The sequence below is a fragment of the Azohydromonas sp. genome, from assembly GCF_035325925.1.
Classification (GTDB): domain Bacteria; phylum Pseudomonadota; class Gammaproteobacteria; order Burkholderiales; family Burkholderiaceae_C; genus Calidifontimicrobium.
This window is the reverse complement of record NZ_DAOKZA010000015.1, coordinates 33,045-51,691: the sequence shown is the minus strand read 5'-3', so window position 1 is coordinate 51,691 and position 18,647 is coordinate 33,045. Positions and strand designations below refer to the sequence as shown.

Below are 18,647 nucleotides of genomic sequence, written 5' to 3'. Positions count from 1 at the left end.
GAACCCCACGGACCCGAGGAGCCGACGATGATGAAGAACCAGCTGGCCGGGCTGATGAAGCAGGCCCAGGCGATGCAGGACAACCTCAAGCGCGCGCAGGAGGAACTGGCGACGATCGAGGTCGAGGGCCAGTCGGGCGCCGGGCTGGTGAAGGTGGTGATGACCTGCAAGCACGACGTCAAGCGCGTGGCCATCGACCCCAGCCTGCTCGCCGACGACAAGGACATGCTCGAGGACCTGGTCGCCGCCGCGTTCAACGACGGCGTGCGCCGTGCCGAGCAGGTGACGCAGGAGAAGATGGGCAAGCTCACCGCCGGGCTGCCGCTGCCGCCGGGCATGAAGATGCCGTTCTGATGGTCCCCCCCCGAAGCGGCCCGCGGCCGCCTCCCCCCCGGGGGGGCGCGGCCCGCGGACCGGCAGAGCCGGATCCGCGGCGGCAGCTTGCCGGGGTCGGCGGCATGCATCGCGAGGGCGTGCCCGGCAGCGTGGAAAGCCGAGGCTGACGGTGGCCGAGTCGAGTCTGGCGTCGCTCGTCGACGCGCTGCGCCGCCTGCCGGGCGTCGGCGTCAAGTCGGCGCAGCGCATGGCGTTCCACCTGCTGCAGCACGACCGCGACGGCGCGCTGCGGCTGGCGCAGGCGCTGCGCGACGCGGTCGACAAGGTCGGGCACTGCGCGCGCTGTCACAGCTTCAGCGAGGCGGCGCTGTGCGACACCTGCCGCGACCCGCGGCGCGACGCGCGGCTGCTGTGCGTCGTCGAGACGCCGGCCGACCAGGCCGCGCTCGAGCGCACCGGCAGCTACCTCGGCCTGTACTTCGTGCTGCTCGGACGGTTGAGCCCGCTCGACGGCGTCGGCGCGCGCGACATCGGCGTCGCGCCGCTGCTCGAACGCGCCGGCGACGGCGTCGTCGAGGAGGTGATCCTGGCCACCAGCTTCACCGCCGAGGGCGAGGCCACGGCGCACCTGCTGGGGCAGGTGCTGCGCGAGCGCGGGCTGAAGGTCACGCGGCTGGCGCGCGGCGTGCCGGCGGGCAGCGAACTCGAGTACGTCGACCTGTCGACCATCGCGCACGCGCTGGTCGATCGCCGGTGATCGGACCACCCCCGCGGCGCCTTCGGCGCCTTTGCCTCGAAGGGCGCCGCCAGCGCGCCGGCGGCGCCGGACCCGCGGCCGCCGCGCGAGGGGCGCGCTCGACCACGCGTCGCACGCGACGCGGCCACACTCAACGTCGGCCCGCGCGCTTGGCCGGGGCCTTGGCGGTGGACTTCGGTCCCGGCTTGGTCGCCGCGGCGCTGCGCGCGCCGCCACCGCTGGGGCGCACGTAGACCACCACCTGCGCGCCGGGGGCGAAGCGCGCGCGGGTCGAAACCTTGTTCCAGCGCGCGACGTTGGCCGCGCTGGTGCCGTAGCGCCGCGCCACCGCGACGACGCTGTCGCCCTTCTTGCCGGCGCGGAACACGACGCGCTGCAGCGGCACGCGCTCGGGGGCCAGCGCGATGGTCGCGTGGTCGGCCACCTGCGGCGGCACGTCGGCGTCGCGGTTGCCGCTGCGCGGCACCAGCAGCACCGAGCCGGCGCGCACCAGCATGCGCGGCGGGATCTTGTTGACCTCGCGCAGCCGCGCCTCGGTCATGCCGACGAGCTTGGCGGCCTCGGCCGGCTTGAGCGTGCGCGGCGCGCGCCACGCGGTCCAGCTGGCGAGCGCGCCCTTGTGGTAGGCCAGGTTGCGCACGAACGCGTCGGCGTTGTCGTAGGGCAGCAGCACCTGCGGGGTGCCGGCGGCCAGGATCACCGGCTTGTTCAGCTGCGGATTGAGCTGGTGGAACTGCTCGGCGCTGACGCCGGCCAGCTGCACGACGAGGTCGACGTCGATGTCGCGCTCGATCGGCACGGCGAGGAAGTACGGGTGGTTCTCCAGCGGCGGCAGCGCCAGGCCGAAGGCCTGCGGGTCGAGCACGATGTTCTTCACCGCCTGCAGCTTGGGCACGTAGTGCCGCGTCTCCAGCGGCATGCGCAGGCTCAGGTAGTCGGTGGGCAGGCCCGCGTCGCGGTTGCGCCGGATCGCGCGCTGCACGTTGCCTTCGCCCCAGTTGTAGGCCGCCAGCGCGAGGTGCCAGTCGCCGAACATGTTGAACAGCCGGCCGAGGTAGTCGAGCGCGGCGCGCGTGGACGCCAGCACGTCGCGGCGGTCGTCGCGGAACAGGTTCTGCTGCAGGTCGAAGTGGCGGCCGGTGGCGGGCATGAACTGCCACATGCCGGCGGCCTTGGCGTGCGACATCGCGGTCGGGTTGAACGCGCTCTCGATGAACGGCAGCAGCGCCAGCTCCATCGGCATGCCGCGTTTGTCGAGTTCCTCGACGATGTGGAACAGGTAGCGGCTGCCGCGATCGGTCATGCGCTGCACGTAGTCCGGGCGATCGGCGTACCAGCGCTCGCGCTCGCGGACGAGGTCGGTGTCGAGGTCGACGATCGCAAAGCCGTCGCGCAGGCGCTGCCACAGGTCGGTGTGCGCGCCCTGGGCGTCGAGGTCGACCGCGACGTCGGGGCGCACCGGGTCGATCGCGGTGACCACGGCCGGCGGCCCGGCAGGCGCGTCGACCGGTGCCTCGGCGCGCGGTGGCTCGGCCGGCGCCTCGGGCGCCGAGGCCGGCGCGGCGGGCGGTGCCGGCGGGGCCACCACGGCCGGTGCAGGCGGGGGCTCGACCGGGCGGTCGGGTGCGGTGGCGCAGGCTCCCAGCAGCAGGGCGGCCAGCAGCGGCGCGGCCAGGCGCAGGCGTTGCTTCATCGGAATGCGTTCTTCCATTCGCGCAGCGCGCCGAGCACCTCGGACGGGGTCGAGGCGTCGAGCGCGGGTTGTCGGGCCCGTGCGGCCTGCGCCACCGCGCCGACCGCGCAGCGCAGGAACGGGTTGACCTCGCGTTCGATCGCGATCGTCGACGGCAGCGTCGGCAACCCTCGCGCGCGCAGCGCCTCACAGCGCGCGCGGTAGGCCTGCAGTTCGGCGTTGCCCGGCTCGACCGCGGCGGCGAAACGCAGGTTCGACAGCGTGTACTCGTGCGCGCAGCACACGCGCGTCGCGCCGGGCAGCGCCGCGAGCTTGGACAGCGACGCGTGCATCTGCTGCGGCGTGCCCTCGAACAGCCGACCGCAGCCGGCCGAGAACAGCGTGTCGCCGCAGAACAGCAGCGGCGCGTGGCCGGCGTCGCCGCGCCAGTGGTAAGCGACGTGGCCGGCCGTGTGGCCCGGCACGTCGAGCACCTCGAACTCGAGGCCGAGCAGCGTCACGCGCTGCCCCTCGCGCACCGGCGTCACCGGCCCGGCGATGCGCTCGCCGGCCGGCGCGTAGACGGGACCGTGCCACGACGCGCACAGGTCGTCGAGGCCCCCGACGTGATCGCCGTGGTGGTGCGTCACTAGAATGCCGGCCAACCGCAAGCCCCTGGACTCGAGCGCGGCGCGCACCGGTGCGGCGTCGCCCGGGTCGACCACCAGGGCCTCGCCGCCGCGCGCGAGCAACCAGATGTAGTTGTCGTCGAACGCGCGCAGCGGGGTCAGTTCGAGATGCATCGCCTCGATTATAGAAATCGACCCCGCGCGACCCCCACGTCCTCGACCGCATGGAGCCTCAGCGCCACACCGTGTTCAGCGACTTCGGCCCCGGTGCCGAGCTGGCCGCGTGGCTGGCCACGCCGCCGGGGCGCTACCTGCTCGCGTGGGAACAGTCGCGCGTGGACCAGGTCGTCGGCGACCTGTTCGGCTTCCACGCACTGCAGCTGGGCCTGTGCGCGCTCGACGCGCTGCGCTGCAACCGCATGCCGCACCGCTGGTGCGCGAGCGACCACCTGGACCTGGTGTCCACGCCCGACGTCGCGCCGCCGGCGGCGCTGGCGCTGCACTGCGACTTCGACGCGCTGCCGTTTCCCGCGGCGAGCATCGACCTGGTGGTGCTGCCGCACACGCTCGAGTTCGCGCGCGACGCGCACCGCACGCTGCGCGAGGTCGAGCGCGTGCTGGTGCCCGAGGGGCGGGTGGTGATCTTCGGCTTCAACGCCGCCAGCCTGTGGGGCCTGCGCCAGCGCGGCGGCCGGCTGCGTCGGCGTCTGGGCGGTGCGCGCGACACCTTCCTGCCGCGCGACGGCGAATTCATCGGCTACTGGCGCCTGCGCGACTGGCTGAGGCTGCTGAGCTTCGAGGTCGAGGGCGGGCGCTTCGGCTGCTATGCCCCGCCACTGACGTCGCAGCGCTGGCTGCAGCGATGGGCCTGGATGGACCGCGTCGGCGACCGCTGGTGGCCGGTGTTCGGCGCGGTGTATTCGCTGGTCGCGGTCAAACGCGTGCGCGGCATGCGCCTCGTCGGGCTCGCGCGCGAGACGCGCCGCCGCACGAAGGCCGCCGCGGCGGTGGTCGCGAACCGCCGGCGCGACCTGCACCGTGACCCCCAGTGAGAAGCGAGCACGACCCGTGACGACGGCATCGACGAGCGACGACCCCGTGACCATCTACACCGACGGCGCGTGCAAGGGCAACCCCGGGCCCGGCGGCTGGGGCGCGTGGATCCGCTGGGGCGGGCACGAGAAGGAACTGTGCGGCGGCGAGGCGCACACGACGAACAACCGCATGGAGCTGACCGCGGTGATCGAGGCGCTGGGCGCGCTCAGGCGCCGCTGCCGCGTCACCGTGCACACCGACAGCGAGTACGTGCGCAAGGGCATGACCGAGTGGATGCCGGCGTGGAAGAAACGCGGCTGGCGCACCGCCGACGGCAAGCCGGTGAAGAACGTCGAGCTGTGGCAGCGCCTCGACGCGCTGCGCGACAAGCACGAGGTGCACTGGCGCTGGGTCAAGGGACACGCCGGCGATGCCGGCAACGAACGCGCCGACGCGCTGGCCAACCGCGGCGCGGCGATGGCGCAGGGCCGATGACCGCGCAGACCGCTCGGTTCGGATTTCGACGCTACAGTCAGCGCAAACTCGGGATCGAATCACTTGAGAGCATTGCACACCGTCGTCGCCGTCGTCGGCATTGCGTTGGCCGCGGGTGCGGCGTGGTGGTACCAGCACCGCGCGCCCTCCGGCGCCGGCAACGCCGTCCCGGCGCCGCAGGTCGGCGCGCCGGCCGGACGCGCCGACGCCGCCGCGGGCGGGCCGGTGGCCGTTGAAGTCGGGCGCGCCGAGGCGGTGACGATCGACGACGCGTTCAGCACCGTCGGCACGCTGCGCGCGAAACAGGCCGTGATGCTGCGCCCCGAGGTCAGCGGGCGCGTCGTCACGCTGGGCTTCGTCGACGGCCAGCGCGTGCGGCGCGGCCAGTTGCTGGTGCAGCTCGACGACCGCCTGCCCGCGGCGCAGCTGCAGCAGGCGCAGGCGCAGGCGTCGATCGCACGCGCCAACCTGCAGCGCAACCGCGAACTGGCGGCGCAGAACTTCGTCAGCCAGAGCGCGGTCGACCAGAGCCAGGCGACCCTCGAGGTCGCCGACGCCCAGGTCGCGCTGGCGCGCGCGCAGCTCGAGCGCATGAGGATCGTCGCGCCGTTCGACGGCGTCGCCGGCATCCGCATGGTCAACCTGGGCGACTACGTGAAGGACGGCGCCGACCTGGTGGCGATCGAGGACACCTCGGCGCTGTGGGTCGACTACCGGCTGCCCGAGCGCTACGTCACGCGCGTGCGTGTCGGGCAGACGGTCGAGGTCGCGCTCGACGCCGCGCCCGAGCGCCGGCTGAGCGCACGCATCGAGGCGCTGGACGCGCAGGTCGACGCCGACGGCCGATCGCTGCTGGTGCGCGCGCGCATGGACAACGCCGGCGGCACGATGAAGTCGGGCATGTTCGCGCGCACGCGCACGGTGTTCGCCAGCCGCAGCCGGGCCATCGTCGTGCCCGAGGAGGCGCTGGTACCGCTGGGTGAGCGCCAGCTGCTGTTCAAGGTCGTCGACGGGCCCGGCGGCAAGGTCTCGCAGCGCATCGATGCCAAGGTCGGCATGCGGCTGCCGGGCAAGGTCGAGGTGCTCGAGGGCCTGCGCGAGGGCGACCTGGTCGTCGTCGCCGGCCAGGCGCGGCTGCTGCGCGGCGAGGCGCTGCCGCTGCGCGTGGTCGAGGTCGGCGCCGCGGCGTCGGCACCGGCGCCGGCGGCGTCGGGTGGTGTCGCGCCGCGCCGCGTCGGCGCCGCCGTCTGAGGCTTCCTTCCCGATGCGGCTGTCCGAGACCTCGATCCGCCGGCCGGTGTTCGCCACCGTGCTGTCGCTGCTCGTCGTGCTCGTCGGGCTGGTGTCGTTCGACCGTCTGACGGTGCGCGAGTACCCGCGCATCGACGAGCCGGTGGTCACCGTCAACACGCGGCTGATCGGCGCGTCGTCGGAGGTCATCGAGTCGCAGGTCACGAAGCCGCTCGAGGACTCGATCGCCGGCATCGACGGCGTCGACATCATCACCTCGATCTCGCGCGCCGAGCAGAGCCTGATCACGGTGCGCTTCAAGCTCGAGAAAGACCCCGACAACGCGGCCGCCGACGTGCGCGACCGCGTGTCGCGCGTGCGCGGGCGACTGCCCGACGCGGTCGACGAGCCGATCATCGCCAAGGTCGAGGCCGACGCGACGCCGACGATCTGGCTGGCCTACACCAGCCAGACGCTGTCGCCGCTGGAGCTGACCGACCTGATCAACCGCATCGTCAAGCCGCGCCTGCAGACGGTGCCGGGCGTGGCCGACGTGACGATCGGCGGCGACCGCGCGTACTCGATGCGCATCTGGCTCGACCCGGACAAGCTCGGGGCGTACCGGCTGACGGTGCAGGACGTCGAGGACGCGTTGCGGCGCCAGAACCTGGAAGTGCCGGCCGGGCGCATCGAGAGCCGGCAGCGCGAGTTCAACGTCACCGCGCGCACCGACTTGAACACCGTCGCGCAGTTCGCCGACGTCGCGCTGCGCACCGTCGACGGCTACACGGTGCGCCTGCGCGACGTCGCGCGCGTCGAGGAGGCGGCGGCCAACGAGCGCTCGCGCGTGCGGCTCAACGGCGTGCCGTCGATCTCCACCGGCGTGGTGCGCAACGCCACCGCCAACCCGCTCGAGGTGGCCGCCGGCGTGCGCGCGGTGATGCCGCTGATCCAGCGCGACCTGCCCGACGAGGTGACGGTGCTGCTGGCCAACGACAACTCGGTGTTCATCGACCGCTCGATCCGCGCGGTCTACACCACGGTGGCCGAGGCGGTGGTGCTGGTGGCGCTGGTGGTGTTCGTGTTCCTGCGCACGCTGCGCGCGTCGATCATCCCGCTGGTGACCATCCCCGTGAGCCTGATCGGCGCGTTCGCGATGATCGCCGCGGCCGGGTTCACGATCAACACGCTGACGCTGCTGGCGCTGGTGCTGGCCATCGGCCTGGTGGTCGACGACGCGATCGTCGTGCTCGAGAACATCTTCCGCCACATCGAGGAGGGCCTGGCGCCGTTCCAGGCGGCGCTCAAGGGCATCCGCGAGATCAGCTTCGCGGTGGTCGCGATGACGCTGACGCTGGCGGCGGTGTTTGCGCCGCTGGCGTTCACCCCGGGGCGCACCGGGCGGCTGTTCGGCGAGTTCGCGCTGACGCTGGCCGGCGCGGTGCTGGTGTCGGGCTTCGTGGCGCTGACGCTCACGCCGATGATGTGCAGCAAGCTGCTGCGCCACAACCCGGCGCCCAACCGCTTCGACCGCGGCATGGAGGCGCTGCTGGTCGCGCTGACCGCGCGCTACCGCGCCGCGCTGGGTTGGGTGCTGCGGCACCGCTGGGTGGTGCTGGTGGCGATGGTTGCGGCCGCCGGGTCGAGCTGGTGGATGTTCGTGACCGCGAAGTCCGAACTCTCGCCGATGGAGGACCGCGGCGTGATCATCATGCCGGTGCGTTCGCCCGACGGCGCGACGCTCGAATTCACGGCGCGCTACCTCGACGCGATCGACGCGATCGGCGCGCAGTATCCCGAGTTCGACCGCCGCTTCATGTTCATGGGCGGCGGCCAGGTGTCGCAGGGCACCGCGCTGTTCCGCACCGTCGACTGGACCGAACGCCAGCGCACGACGCAGGCGCTGGCGCGCGACCTGCTACCCAAGGTCAACGCGCTTCCCGGCGTCAGCGCGTTCCCGATCACGCCGCCGAGCCTCGGGCAGGGCTTCCGCTCGCGGCCGGTCGAGTTCGTCATCCAGACCAGCGACAGCTACGCCAACCTGGCGCGCGTCGCGCAGGACTTCCTCGCCGAGATGGCGAACAACCCTGGCATCGTGCAGCCCGACATCGACCTGCAGCTCAACAAGCCCGAGATCTTCATGGAGGTCGACCGCGCCCGCGCCGCCGACATGGGGGTCAACGTCGACGCGGTCGCGCGCACCGTCGAGACCATGCTCGGCGGCCGTGCGGTCACGCGCTACAAGCGCGACGCCGACCAGTACGACGTGATCGTGCAGACCGCCAGCCGCGGCCGCACGACGCCCGAGGACATCGAGCGCCTGTTCGTGCGCGGGCGCAACGACACGATGGTGCCGCTGGCGTCGCTGGTCAAGGTGCGCGAGGCGGTGAGCCCGCGCGAGCTGAACCACTTCAACCAGCGCCGCTCGGTGACCATCACCGCCAACCTGGCGCCCGGCTACTCGCTGGGCGAGGCGCTGCGCTTCATGGACGACACCGCCGCGCGCGTGCTGCCGTCCGGCTACGTGACCGAGCTCAACGGCGTCAGCCGCGAGTTCCGTGCGTCGTCGGGCGCGCTGGGACTGGTGTTCGTGCTCGCGCTGCTGTTCATCTTCCTGGTGCTCGCGGCGCAGTTCGAGAGTTTCGTCGACCCGTTCGTGATCCTGATCGCGGTGCCGCTGACGATGGTCGGCGCGCTGCTGGCGCTGCGCTTCACCGGCGGCACGCTGAACGTGTACTCGCAGATCGGACTGATCACGCTGGTCGGGCTGATCAGCAAACACGGCATCCTGATCGTCGAGTTCAGCAACCAGCTGCGCCAGCAGGGGCGCAGCGTGACCGACGCGGTGCTCGAGGCGTCGAGCATGCGGCTGCGCCCGATCCTGATGACCACCGGCGCGATGGTGCTCGGCGCGGTGCCGCTGGCGCTGGCCTCCGGCGCCGGTGCCGAGAGCCGCCAGCAGATCGGCTGGGTGATCGTCGGCGGCATGTCGCTGGGCACGCTGCTGACGGTGTTCGTCGTGCCCACCGTCTACACCTGGTTCGCGCGCCGCGGCGTGCCCGGCGAGATCACGACGCCCGAGGTCGCGACGCCACAAGGCGCCGAACCCGCCGCACGCTGAGCCGCGCCGCCGCTGCGCGTCAGACGAGCCCGTCGAACGGGGCCACGTCGACGAGTTCGCCGGCGGCGACGTCGCCCTGGCCGTGGTGCAGCACGACCAGCCCGTTGGCCTGGCTCATGCTGCGCAGGATGCCGCTGCCCTGGCTGCCGGTGATCGCCACCTGCCAGCCGCCACCGGCCGCGCGCGTGACGATGCCGCGCTGGTACTCGGTGCGCCCGGGCTTCTTGCGCATCGCCTCCGTGCTGGCGGCGCGCAGCAGCGGCAGCGGTTGCGGCGCGGCGCCCATCATCTGCAGCAGCGCGTCGCGCACGAAGGCGTAGAAGGTGACCATCACCGCCACGGGGTTGCCCGGCAGGCCGAATAGGATCGCGCCGCGCCCGCCGTCGACGGCGATGCGGCCGATCGCCATCGGCCGGCCCGGGCGCATCGCGATGCGCCAGAACAGCACGTCGCCGAGCCGCTTCATGACCTGCTTGGTGTGGTCGGCCTCGCCGACGCTGACGCCGCCCGAGGTGATCACCGCGTCGGCGCTCGCCGCCGCGGCGCGGAACGCCGTCTCGAGCGCCGCCGGCTCGTCGCGCACCACGCCCATGTCGATCAGTTCGACGCCCAGGCGCTGCAGCATGCCCCAGACCGTGTAGCGGTTGCTGTCGTAGACGCAGCCGGCGTCGAGCGGCTCGCCGATCGAGCGCAGTTCGTCGCCGGTGGAGAAGAACGCCACGCGCAGCCGCCGCCACACCGGGACCTCGGCGCGGCCGAGCGACGCGAGAAGCCCCAGGTCGGCGGGGGTCAGCCGCCGGCCGGCGGCAAGCGCCACCTCGCCGCAGGCGAGGTCCTCGCCCTTCAGGCGCCGGTTGTCGCCCGCGCGCACGACACCCGGCGGGATCGTCACGCGGTCGCCGTCGGCGCGGGTGAACTCCTGCGGCACCACGGTATCGAGCCCCGCGGGCATCACCGCGCCGGTCATGATGCGCACGCAGTGGCCCGGTGGCACGTCGGCGTCGAACCGCGCGCCGGCGAAACCGGTGCCGGCCACCGGCAGCGTCGTCGGCGCGTCGGCGCGCAGGTCGGTGCCGCGCAGCGCGTAACCGTCCATCGCCGAGTTGTCGTGCGCCGGCACGTCGATCGTCGAGACCACGTCGCGCGCCAGCACGCGGCCCAGCGCGCTGCGGATCGCGACGCTCTCGACCGCGTCGACGCGCGGCACGAGGCGGGCGATGAACTCCTGCGCCTGCGCCACCGGCAGCGCGTTCGGGTCGTAGCCGGCGACGCACGAGGCGATCTGCTCGAGGCTGGCGGGGGTGTCGGTCATCGTCGTCGCGGCGCGCCGATGTTCAGCCGCCGATGTAGTGCATCTCGACGCGCCGTTCACCGTCGGTCGGCGCCCGTCCGGCGCTGCGCAGTTCCGAGTAGCGGTCGTCGCGGCCGGCCCAAACCTGGCCGACGGCGCCGGCGAGCTGCGCGTCGCTGGCGCCGCCGCGCAGCAGCGCGCGCAGGTCGTGCCCGCGCGTGGCGAACAGGCACAGGTACAGCTTGCCTTCGGTGGACAGGCGCGCGCGGTTGCAGTCGCGGCAGAAGGCCTGCGTGACGCTGCTGATCAGGCCGATCTCGCCGCCGCCGTCGCGGTAGCGCCAGCGCTCGGCGGTCTCGCCGCTGCAGTTCGGCTCGACCGGCTCGAGCGGGAACACCGCGTGCAGCCGCTCGAGCACCTGCGCCGAGGGCAGCACGTGGTCCATGCGCCAGCCGTTGGTCGTGCCGACGTCCATGAACTCGATGAAGCGCAGGATCACGCGGCCCTCGTAGCGCTCGCGGAAGAAGCGCGCCATCGGCACGATCTCGTGGTCGTTGGTGCCGCGCTTGACGACCATGTTGACCTTCAGCGGCCCCAGCCCCACGCGCATCGCCTCGTCGATGCCCTCGAGCACGCCGGCCACCGGGAAGTCGACGTCGTTCATCGCGCGGAACACGCGGTCGTCGAGCGCGTCGAGGCTGACGGTCACGCGCTGCAGGCCGGCGGCCTGCAGCGCCGCGGCCTTGCGCGCGAGCAGCGTCGCGTTGGTGGTCAGCGTCAGGTCCAGCGGCCGACCGTCGACGTCGCGCAGCGCGGCGAGCATCGCGATCAGCTGCTCGAGGTGCTTGCGCAGCAGCGGCTCGCCGCCGGTCAGGCGGATCTTGTGCACGCCGTGCGCGACGAACACGCGCGCCAGCCGCGTGATCTCCTCGAAGCTCAGCAGCGACGCGTGCGGCAGGAAACGGTAGGTGCCGTCGAAGATCTCCTTGGGCATGCAGTAGCTGCAGCGGAAGTTGCAGCGGTCGGTCACCGAGATGCGCAGGTCGCGCAGCGGCCGCCCGAGCCGGTCCGACAGCAGCCCGCTGGGCGGCTGCGGCACCGCCGGCACCGCCGGCACCGACGCGCGGTAGCGGTGGTCGGCGATCGGAATCGTGCGTTCGGCCATGCGGCCGATTGTGCCGCCACGCGCCGCGCCGCCGCCGGCGCGCCGCCTCAGGGCCTGTCGTCGGCAGGGCCGGCCGGCAGCGCAGTGCGCACGAACCGGTCGTCGGCCGACGGCGCGCGGCGCGCGCCGTCGAAGCGGCGCGCCCAGTAGTCGACGCGCAGGCTCTCGACGCGCACTTGCGCGCCGACGCGCGGCGCGTGGATGAAACGCCCGCCGCCGATGTACACGCCGACGTGCGAGAAGCGGCGCCGCAGCGTGTTGAAGAACACCAGGTCACCCGGCTGCAGCGCGTCGCGTTCGACGCCGACCAGGCCCGGGGCGTGCGCCTGCTCGTGCGCGGTGCGCGGCAGCGCCCAGCCGGCGGCGACCGCGTAGACATGGCGCGTGAACCCGCTGCAGTCGAAGCCACCCTGGGTCGGGTGCGCGGCGCCGTCGCCGCCGCGCGCGTACGGGCGGTCGAGGAAGTTCAGCGCGGCGAGCACGATCTCGGGCGCCCCGCCGTGCGGCGCGCCGGCCCCGGGCGACGCTGGCTGCGATTCGCCGGCGCGCGGCACCGGCGCGCCCGCACAGCCTGCCAGCACGAGCACGACGGCGACGGCAGCGAAGACGGCAGTGACCGGGTGTGGCGGCATCGCGGCAGAATACCAGCCGAAGACCCGTCGTCAAGACGGAATGTCGTGACGAGTCAACGACTTACGCACGATTCACCAAGTGGCGCCGAGGCGCCGGGAGTTGTCATGTTCAAGGGTTGGCTGCTGCACAAGGGCGACGGGGCGGTCGACGCCGCGCTCGCCGACATCGACGAGGCGCGCCTGCCCGCCGGCGACGTGCTGCTCGCCGTCGAGTATTCGGCGCTGAACTACAAGGACGGCCTGGCGCTCACGAACCGCGCGCCGGTGGTGCGCCAGTGGCCGATGGTGCCCGGCATCGACGGCGCCGGCACGGTGCTCGAGAGCACGCACGCCGACTGGAAGCCCGGCGACCGCGCCGTGCTCAACGGCTGGGGCGTCGGCGAGACGCACTGGGGCTGCCTGGCCGAACGCGCGCGGCTGAAGGGCGAGTGGCTGGTGCCGCTGCCCGCGGCGTTCACGCCGCGGCAGGCGATGGCCATCGGCACCGCCGGCTACACGGCCATGCTGTGCGTGATGGCGCTCGAGCGCCACGGCGTGCAGCCGGGCGACGGCGACGTGCTGGTCACCGGCGCCACCGGCGGCGTCGGCAGCGTCGCGGTCGCGCTGCTGGCGCGCCTGGGCTGGCGCGTCACCGCGGCGACCGGCAGGACCGCCGAGGCCGACTACCTGACCTCGCTTGGCGCCGCCGCGGTGGTCGACCGCGCCGAGTTCGCCATGCCCGGCAAACCGCTGCAGAAGGAGCGCTGGGCGGCGGCGATCGACGCGGTGGGATCGCACACGCTGGCCAACGTGCTGGCGCAGACGCGCTACGGCGGCATCGTCGCGGCGTGCGGACTGGCGCAGGGCATGGACCTGCCCGGCACCGTGGCGCCGTTCATCCTGCGCGGCGTCACGCTCGCCGGCGTCGACAGCGTGATGGCGCCGATGCCGCGCCGGCGCGAGGCGTGGCAGCGGCTGGCGCGCGACCTCGACCCGGCGCGGCTCGAGGCGATGACCGCCGAGGTGGCGCTGGCCGAGGCGGCCGACGCCGCGCGGCGGCTGATGGACGGCCGGGTGCGCGGTCGCATCGTGGTTCGCGTCGCCGGCTGAGCGCCGCGGCGCACGGCCCGCCCGTCCCGTTGACGCCGGCGACGGTCCGTCGCCCGCCCGGGCATTTCGTCGCCGGGGCGGCGCAGCCCGTCGCAGGCCCCCTGGGCGCGCCGCCGACGCAGGCATAGACTGCGCGCGCTTCACGAGAGCGACGCGATCGCGGCGGTCACGCGCCGTCGCGACAGGACAAGGCAAAGGACGGTGCGATGAACAAGAGGCGCATGGCCTGGGGGGTGGGCGCGCTGCTGATGGCGGCGGCGCTGGCCGCCACGGCGACGGTCGGTGGCGGCAAGGGCTGGTTGGGGTTCGGCAAGAAGAAGGACAAGCCCGAGGTCACGCTCGAGTTCGCCGCCGCCGAGGTGGTGCGGCCGCAGGCCGCGACGATGCCGCTGGTGCTGTCGTTCTCCGGGCCGCTGGTGGCGCCGAACAGCGCGGTGGTGCGCACCAAGTCGCCCGGCACGCTGCTCGCGCTCGCGGTGGCCGAAGGCAGCCGCGTGCGCGCCGGCCAGGTGCTGGCCACGCTCGACCTCGCCGAACTCGACGCGCGCCTGGGCGAGCGCCACGCGATGCTCGAGTCGGCGCGCGCGCAGCTCGCGCGCGCCGAGCGCGACCACGCGGCCAACCGTGCGCTGGCCGACCAGAACTTCATCTCGCCGAACGCGCTGCAGGCGTCGCAGACCGCGCTCGACGCGGCGCAGGCGCAGCTGCGCGCGGCGCAGGCGCAGGTCGACACGCTGCGCGTGACGCGCCGCGATGCGGCGCTGGTGGCGCCGATCGCGGGGCTGGTCGCCAAACGCCACGCGCTGCCGGGAGAGAAGCTCGCCGCCGAGCAGCCGGTGCTGACGCTGGTCGACCTGCGCACGCTCGAACTCGCCGGCAGCGTGGGCACGCACGAGGTCTCGCGGCTGGCGCCCGGCATGCCGGTGCAGGTGCAGGTCGAGGGCGTCGACGCCGCGCTGCAGGCCACGCTGGCGCGCATCGCGCCGGCCGCCGAGGCTGGCACGCGCGCGATCGGCGTCGTCGTCGCGCTGGCCAACCCCGACGAGCGGCTGCGCGCCGGGCAGTACGCGATGGCGCGCGTGACGCTCGACGACGGCGTCGAGCGGCTGACGCTGCCGGCCGGCGCGATCGTCGGCGCCGCCGGCCAGCACGCGGTATGGGTCATCGCCGACGGCGCGCTGGCGCGCCGCAGCGTCACGCTGGGGCGCCGCGACGGCGCCGGCGGACGCGTCGAGGTGCTCGGCGGCGTGTCGCCGGGCGACACGGTGCTCGGCGCGCGCTTCGAGCAGCTGCGCGAGGGCGCGAAGGCGGTGGTCGCCGCGGGCGCGTCGACGGCGCCGGTGGCGTCGAATCCGGCGGCGCCGGCGGTGAACTGAGGGCGCGGCGATGTGGATCACCCGCGTGTCGATCGCGCACCCGGTGTTCGCGACGATGGTGATGGTCGCGCTGACCGTGCTCGGCCTGTTCAGCTATGCGCGCCTGGGCGTCGAGCAGATGCCCGACGTCGCGCCGCCGGTGGCCTACGTCGACGTGCGCTACCCGGGCGCGAGCCCGGAAGCGGTCGAGCGCGAACTGACCAAGCCGATCGAGGAGGCGCTCAACGGCATCGCCGGCGTCAAGCGCATCACCTCGCGCAGCTTCGAGGGGCGCAGCCAGACCAGCGTCGAGTTCAGCCTGAATGCCGACATGGGCCGCGCGATGCAGGACGTGCGCGACCGCGTCGCCGCGGTGCAGGCAGCGTTCCCGCGCGACGCGAAGGCGCCCACGGTGGCGCGCTACGACAGCGAGAACAGCCAGCCGGTGGTCGTCGCCGCGCTGCGCTCGGCCACGCGCAGCCCGCGCGAGCTGTCGCTGCTGGCCGAGCAGACGGTGGCGCGCCGGCTGCAGCGCGTCGAGGGCGTCGCGCGCGTCGAGGTCAACGGGCTGGCCACGCGCGAGGTGCGCGTCGACCTCGACCCGGCGCGGCTGGCGGCTTACGCGGTCACGCCGGCCGAGGTGGCGCAGGCGCTGGCGCAGGTCAACACCGACCAACCGGTCGGGCTGCTCAGCGAGCCGCTGGCCGACGCGTTGCTGCGCGTCGAGGGCCGCGTGCGCGACCCGCGCGAGTTCGCCGACCTCGTGGTCGCGCACCACCAGGGGCTGCCGCTGCGACTGGGCGACCTGGGCACGCTCGTCGAGCGCGAGCGCGAGGCCGAGTCGGTGGCGCGCATCAACGGCCAGCCGGCGGTCAACTTCAACGTCTTCAAGCAGCAGGACGCGAACATCGTCGCCACCGGCGAGGCGGTCAAGGCCGCGCTCGACGAACTGCGCAAGACGCTGCCCGCCGACGTCGACCTGCCGCTGGTCTACGCCAACAGCGACTGGGTGCAGGACAGCCTGCGCGGGCTGCAGCGCACGCTGATCGAGGGCGCGGCGCTGACGGTCGCCATCGTGTTCCTGTTCCTGCACTCGTGGCGCAGCACGGTGATCACCGGGCTGACGCTGCCGATCGCGGTGATCTCCAGCTTCATCGCGGTGCACGCGTTCGGCTTCACGCTGAACTTCATGACGATGATGGCGCTGAGCCTGTGCATCGGCCTGCTGATCGACGACGCGATCGTCGTGCGCGAGAACATCGTGCGCCACCTCGCACTGGGCAAGGACCACCATCGCGCGGCGCGCGAGGGCACCGAGGAGATCGGACTGGCGGTGATGGCCACGACGTTCGCGATCTGCGCGGTGTTCGTGCCGGTCGCGTTCATGGGCGGCATCGTCGGCAAGTTCTTCTACCCCTTCGGCATCACGGTGGCGGTGGCGGTGCTGGTGAGCCTGTTCGTCAGCTTCACGCTCGACCCGATGCTGTCGTCGGTGTGGAAGGACCCGCCCGGCGAACGCCTGCGGCGCCTGCCGGTGCTCGGCAGCCTGATCCGCGCCACCGACCGCGGCCTCGACGCGCTGCACGCGCTGTACGAGCGGCTGATCCGCTGGGCGTTCAGCGCACGACGCTTCGCGCTGCCGTGGCCCGCGTACGGCCACCCGTTCGACGCGCAGGCGCGGCGCGACAAGACCCAGCCGCGGCGCTGGCGGCGCGCGACGCTGACGCCGCGCGGCGTGATCGTCGCCACCGGCGCGGCGAGCTTCGTCGTGGCGCTGGCGCTGGCGCCGGTGGTCGGCAGCGAGTTCGTCCCCGAGACCGACCAGAGCTTCACGCAGCTGAGCGTGCGCATGCCGGTGGGCTCGAGCCTGGCGCGCAGCGACGCGAAGATCCGCCAGATCGAGGACATCCTCGCCGGCTTCCCCGAGGTCAGGACCGTGTCGACCAACGTCGGCGGCGAGGGCCAGGGCCTGGCGGTGGGACGCAACCAGGCGGTGCTCAACATCGGGCTGGTCGACCGCGACCAGCGCCGCCGCACGCAGAAGCAGGTGGAGGACGCGATCCGCGAGCGCATCGCGAAGATCCCGGGCATCGAGGTCTCGATCGGCTTCAACCGGCCGATCTACGTCGCGATCCTCGGCCACGACGCCGACGGGCTGGTCAAGGTCGCGCAGGACTTCGCCGAGCAGGTCAAGCGCATCCCCGGCGTCGTCGACCTCGAACTGTCGGCCAAGCCGGGCCTGCCGACCTACGCGGTGCGGCTGAAACCCGCGGCGGTGCGCGAGCTCGGGCTGACGCCGCCGCAGCTGGCGTCGAGCCTGCGCGCCTACGTCAGCGGCGAGGTCGCGACCTACTGGACCACGCCGGACGGCGAGCAGGTCGAGGTGCTGCTGCGCCTGCCGCAGGTGCAGCGCGAACGCGTCGAGCAGTTGCGTGCGCTGCCGGTGGCCTTTGCGCGCGACGGCACCGCCATCGCACTCGACCGCGTCGCCGACATCGTCGCGGTGGCCAACCCCGAGGTGATCCGCCGCCAGGACCTGCAGCGTCGCGAGGCGATCTTCGCCGGCGTCGAGGGCCGCCCGGCGGGCGACGTCGGCGCCGACGTGCAGAAGCTCGTCAAGAGCACGCAGCTGCCGCCGGGCTACCGCTTCGACGTCGGCGGCGCGACGCGCGACCAGCAGGAGGCCTTCGCGGCGATGCTCGGCGCGATGGCCCTGGCGGTGATCTTCATCTACATCGTGCTGGCCAGCCAGTTCGGCAGCTTCCTGCAGCCGATCGCGATCATGGCCAGCCTGCCGCTGGCGCTGATCGGCGTGATGCTCGCGCTGCTGCTGTGGCGCAGCACGCTCAACGTGTTCTCGATGATCGGGCTGGTGATGCTGATGGGGCTGGTGGTGAAGAACGCGATCCTGCTCGTCGACTTCGCCAACCATGCGCGCCGCGCCGGGGCCAGCGTGCCCGACGCGCTGCTGCAGGCCGGGCTGATCCGCATGCGCCCGATCATCATGACCACCGCGGCGATGATCTTCGGCATGCTGCCGCTGGCGCTGGCGCTCAACGACGGCGGCGAGATCCAGGCGCCGATGGGCCGCGCGATCATCGGCGGGCTGATCACCTCGACGCTGCTGACGCTGGTCGTCGTGCCGGTGCTCTACAGCTACCTGGTGCGCCAGCGCCGACCGGCCGCGGCGGGCGAGGGCGGCGGCGCGGTGCTGCCCGCGGCGATGCCGGCCGATCGGCACTGAGGCCGCCCGGATGCCGGCCGCGCCGTGCGTCAGCGCATCGCGGCGAGCAGTTCGTCGTCGAGGCGCAGCGCACGCCGGCGCGCCGGGCGCTGCGCCAGCCGGTCGGCGTAGGCCGCGAAGCTGTCGCGCCGTGGCAGGCTGCCGAACTGCAGCGCGAACGCGACGCTGGCACCGACGTAGACGTCGGCGGCGCTGAAGCGGCGGCCGGCGATGTGTTCGCGCCCGGCCAGCGCGCGGTCAACGGTGTCGACGACGGCGTCGAACGAGCCGTACCCGACGAAGCCGCGCTGCGCGTCGGTCGGTTCGACGCCGAGCGCGCGGTCGGTGATCGCCGCCTCGAGCGGGCCGGCGGCGAAGAACAGCCAGCGGTAGTACGCGCCGCGCTCGGCCGGCGGCGGCGCCAGCTGCGCCTGAGGGAACGCGTCGGCGAGGTAGGCGCAGATCGCGGCGCACTCGGTGACGACGACGTCGCCGTGGCGCAGCGCCGGCACCTTGCCCATCGCGTTGATCGCCAGGTACTGCGGCGACTTCATCGTCGTTGCGAAGGCCAGCGGCTCGACGCGGTACGGCACGCCGATCTCCTCGAGCATCCAGCG

General features: G+C 73.3%; 15 protein-coding genes. 9 read left to right on the top strand and 6 right to left on the bottom strand.

Going from position 1 to position 18,647, the window contains the following annotated elements:
* The first annotated feature begins 27 nt into the window (after positions 1 to 27).
* Both PKC53_RS07840 and recR read left to right on the top strand, forming a co-directional pair.
* Positions 28 to 354: a YbaB/EbfC family nucleoid-associated protein gene (locus PKC53_RS07840; protein ID WP_324427861.1), complete on the top strand. Its 327-nt coding sequence runs from the start codon at positions 28 to 30 to the stop codon at positions 352 to 354.
* Between the two features lie 151 nt (positions 355 to 505).
* The gene (recR, locus tag PKC53_RS07835) at positions 506 to 1,093 is read left to right on the top strand and encodes a recombination mediator RecR (protein WP_324427859.1); all 588 of its coding nucleotides are present in this window, start codon (positions 506 to 508) and stop codon (positions 1,091 to 1,093) included.
* Between the two features lie 130 nt (positions 1,094 to 1,223).
* Here the strand turns inward: recR and PKC53_RS07830 are convergent, their stop codons facing one another.
* Together PKC53_RS07830 and gloB are read right to left on the bottom strand one after the other, a co-directional pair.
* Positions 1,224 to 2,786 (bottom strand): transglycosylase SLT domain-containing protein, encoded by a 1,563-nt coding sequence (locus PKC53_RS07830; protein WP_324427857.1) that lies wholly within the window; start codon positions 2,784 to 2,786, stop codon positions 1,224 to 1,226.
* Positions 2,783 to 3,568 (bottom strand): hydroxyacylglutathione hydrolase, encoded by a 786-nt coding sequence (gene gloB, locus PKC53_RS07825; protein WP_324427855.1) that lies wholly within the window; start codon positions 3,566 to 3,568, stop codon positions 2,783 to 2,785. Before gloB ends, PKC53_RS07830 begins: the two co-directional genes overlap by 4 nt.
* A 50-nt stretch (positions 3,569 to 3,618) precedes the next feature.
* Here gloB and PKC53_RS07820 point away from each other — a divergent pair, with 50 nt between their 5' ends.
* The 4 genes from PKC53_RS07820 (at position 3,619) to PKC53_RS07805 (ending at position 9,275) form a co-directional block, all read left to right on the top strand.
* Positions 3,619 to 4,446, top strand: coding sequence for a methyltransferase domain-containing protein (locus PKC53_RS07820; RefSeq protein ID WP_324427853.1), 828 nt, complete (start codon positions 3,619 to 3,621; stop codon positions 4,444 to 4,446).
* A gap of 46 nt (positions 4,447 to 4,492) precedes the next feature.
* A complete protein-coding gene (gene rnhA / locus PKC53_RS07815; protein WP_324427851.1) occupies positions 4,493 to 4,924 on the top strand; it encodes a ribonuclease HI in 432 nt (143 codons plus the stop codon).
* Between the two features lie 63 nt (positions 4,925 to 4,987).
* Positions 4,988 to 6,175 carry an efflux RND transporter periplasmic adaptor subunit gene (locus PKC53_RS07810; RefSeq protein WP_324427850.1) on the top strand — a complete coding sequence of 396 codons (1,188 nt, stop codon included), beginning with the start codon at positions 4,988 to 4,990 and terminating at the stop codon, positions 6,173 to 6,175.
* A gap of 13 nt (positions 6,176 to 6,188) precedes the next feature.
* Complete coding sequence (locus PKC53_RS07805; RefSeq protein ID WP_324427849.1) at positions 6,189 to 9,275, top strand: efflux RND transporter permease subunit; 3,087 nt, start codon at positions 6,189 to 6,191, stop codon at positions 9,273 to 9,275.
* A gap of 19 nt (positions 9,276 to 9,294) precedes the next feature.
* Here PKC53_RS07805 and glp read toward each other — a convergent pair whose 3' ends face one another.
* From glp to PKC53_RS07790, 3 genes are read right to left on the bottom strand one after another with little or no spacing between them, the layout of a single operon-like run.
* The gene (gene glp, locus PKC53_RS07800) at positions 9,295 to 10,587 is read right to left on the bottom strand and encodes a gephyrin-like molybdotransferase Glp (protein WP_324427848.1); all 1,293 of its coding nucleotides are present in this window, start codon (positions 10,585 to 10,587) and stop codon (positions 9,295 to 9,297) included.
* 22 nt (positions 10,588 to 10,609) lie between these two features.
* The gene (moaA, locus tag PKC53_RS07795; protein ID WP_324427847.1) at positions 10,610 to 11,731 is read right to left on the bottom strand and encodes a GTP 3',8-cyclase MoaA; all 1,122 of its coding nucleotides are present in this window, start codon (positions 11,729 to 11,731) and stop codon (positions 10,610 to 10,612) included.
* A gap of 47 nt (positions 11,732 to 11,778) precedes the next feature.
* Entirely contained in the window at positions 11,779 to 12,363 is a 585-nt protein-coding gene (locus PKC53_RS07790; protein WP_324427846.1) for a C40 family peptidase, read from the bottom strand.
* 105 nt (positions 12,364 to 12,468) lie between these two features.
* Here PKC53_RS07790 and PKC53_RS07785 point away from each other — a divergent pair, with 105 nt between their 5' ends.
* The 3 genes from PKC53_RS07785 to PKC53_RS07775 all read left to right on the top strand — a co-directional run bounded on the left by PKC53_RS07785 (position 12,469) and on the right by PKC53_RS07775 (position 18,051).
* Positions 12,469 to 13,452, top strand: coding sequence for an MDR family oxidoreductase (locus PKC53_RS07785; protein ID WP_324427844.1), 984 nt, complete (start codon positions 12,469 to 12,471; stop codon positions 13,450 to 13,452).
* Positions 13,453 to 13,658: 206 nt separating this feature from the next.
* A complete protein-coding gene (locus tag PKC53_RS07780) occupies positions 13,659 to 14,828 on the top strand; it encodes an efflux RND transporter periplasmic adaptor subunit (protein ID WP_324427842.1) in 1,170 nt (389 codons plus the stop codon).
* A gap of 10 nt (positions 14,829 to 14,838) precedes the next feature.
* On the top strand, positions 14,839 to 18,051 hold the full coding sequence (locus PKC53_RS07775; RefSeq protein WP_324427840.1) for an efflux RND transporter permease subunit: 3,213 nt from the start codon (positions 14,839 to 14,841) through the stop codon (positions 18,049 to 18,051).
* Positions 18,052 to 18,080: 29 nt separating this feature from the next.
* Here PKC53_RS07775 and PKC53_RS07770 read toward each other — a convergent pair whose 3' ends face one another.
* Positions 18,081 to 18,641, bottom strand: a complete 561-nt coding sequence (locus PKC53_RS07770; RefSeq protein ID WP_324427838.1) for a glutathione S-transferase family protein — start codon at positions 18,639 to 18,641, stop codon at positions 18,081 to 18,083.
* Between the last annotated feature and the right edge of the window lie 6 nt (positions 18,642 to 18,647).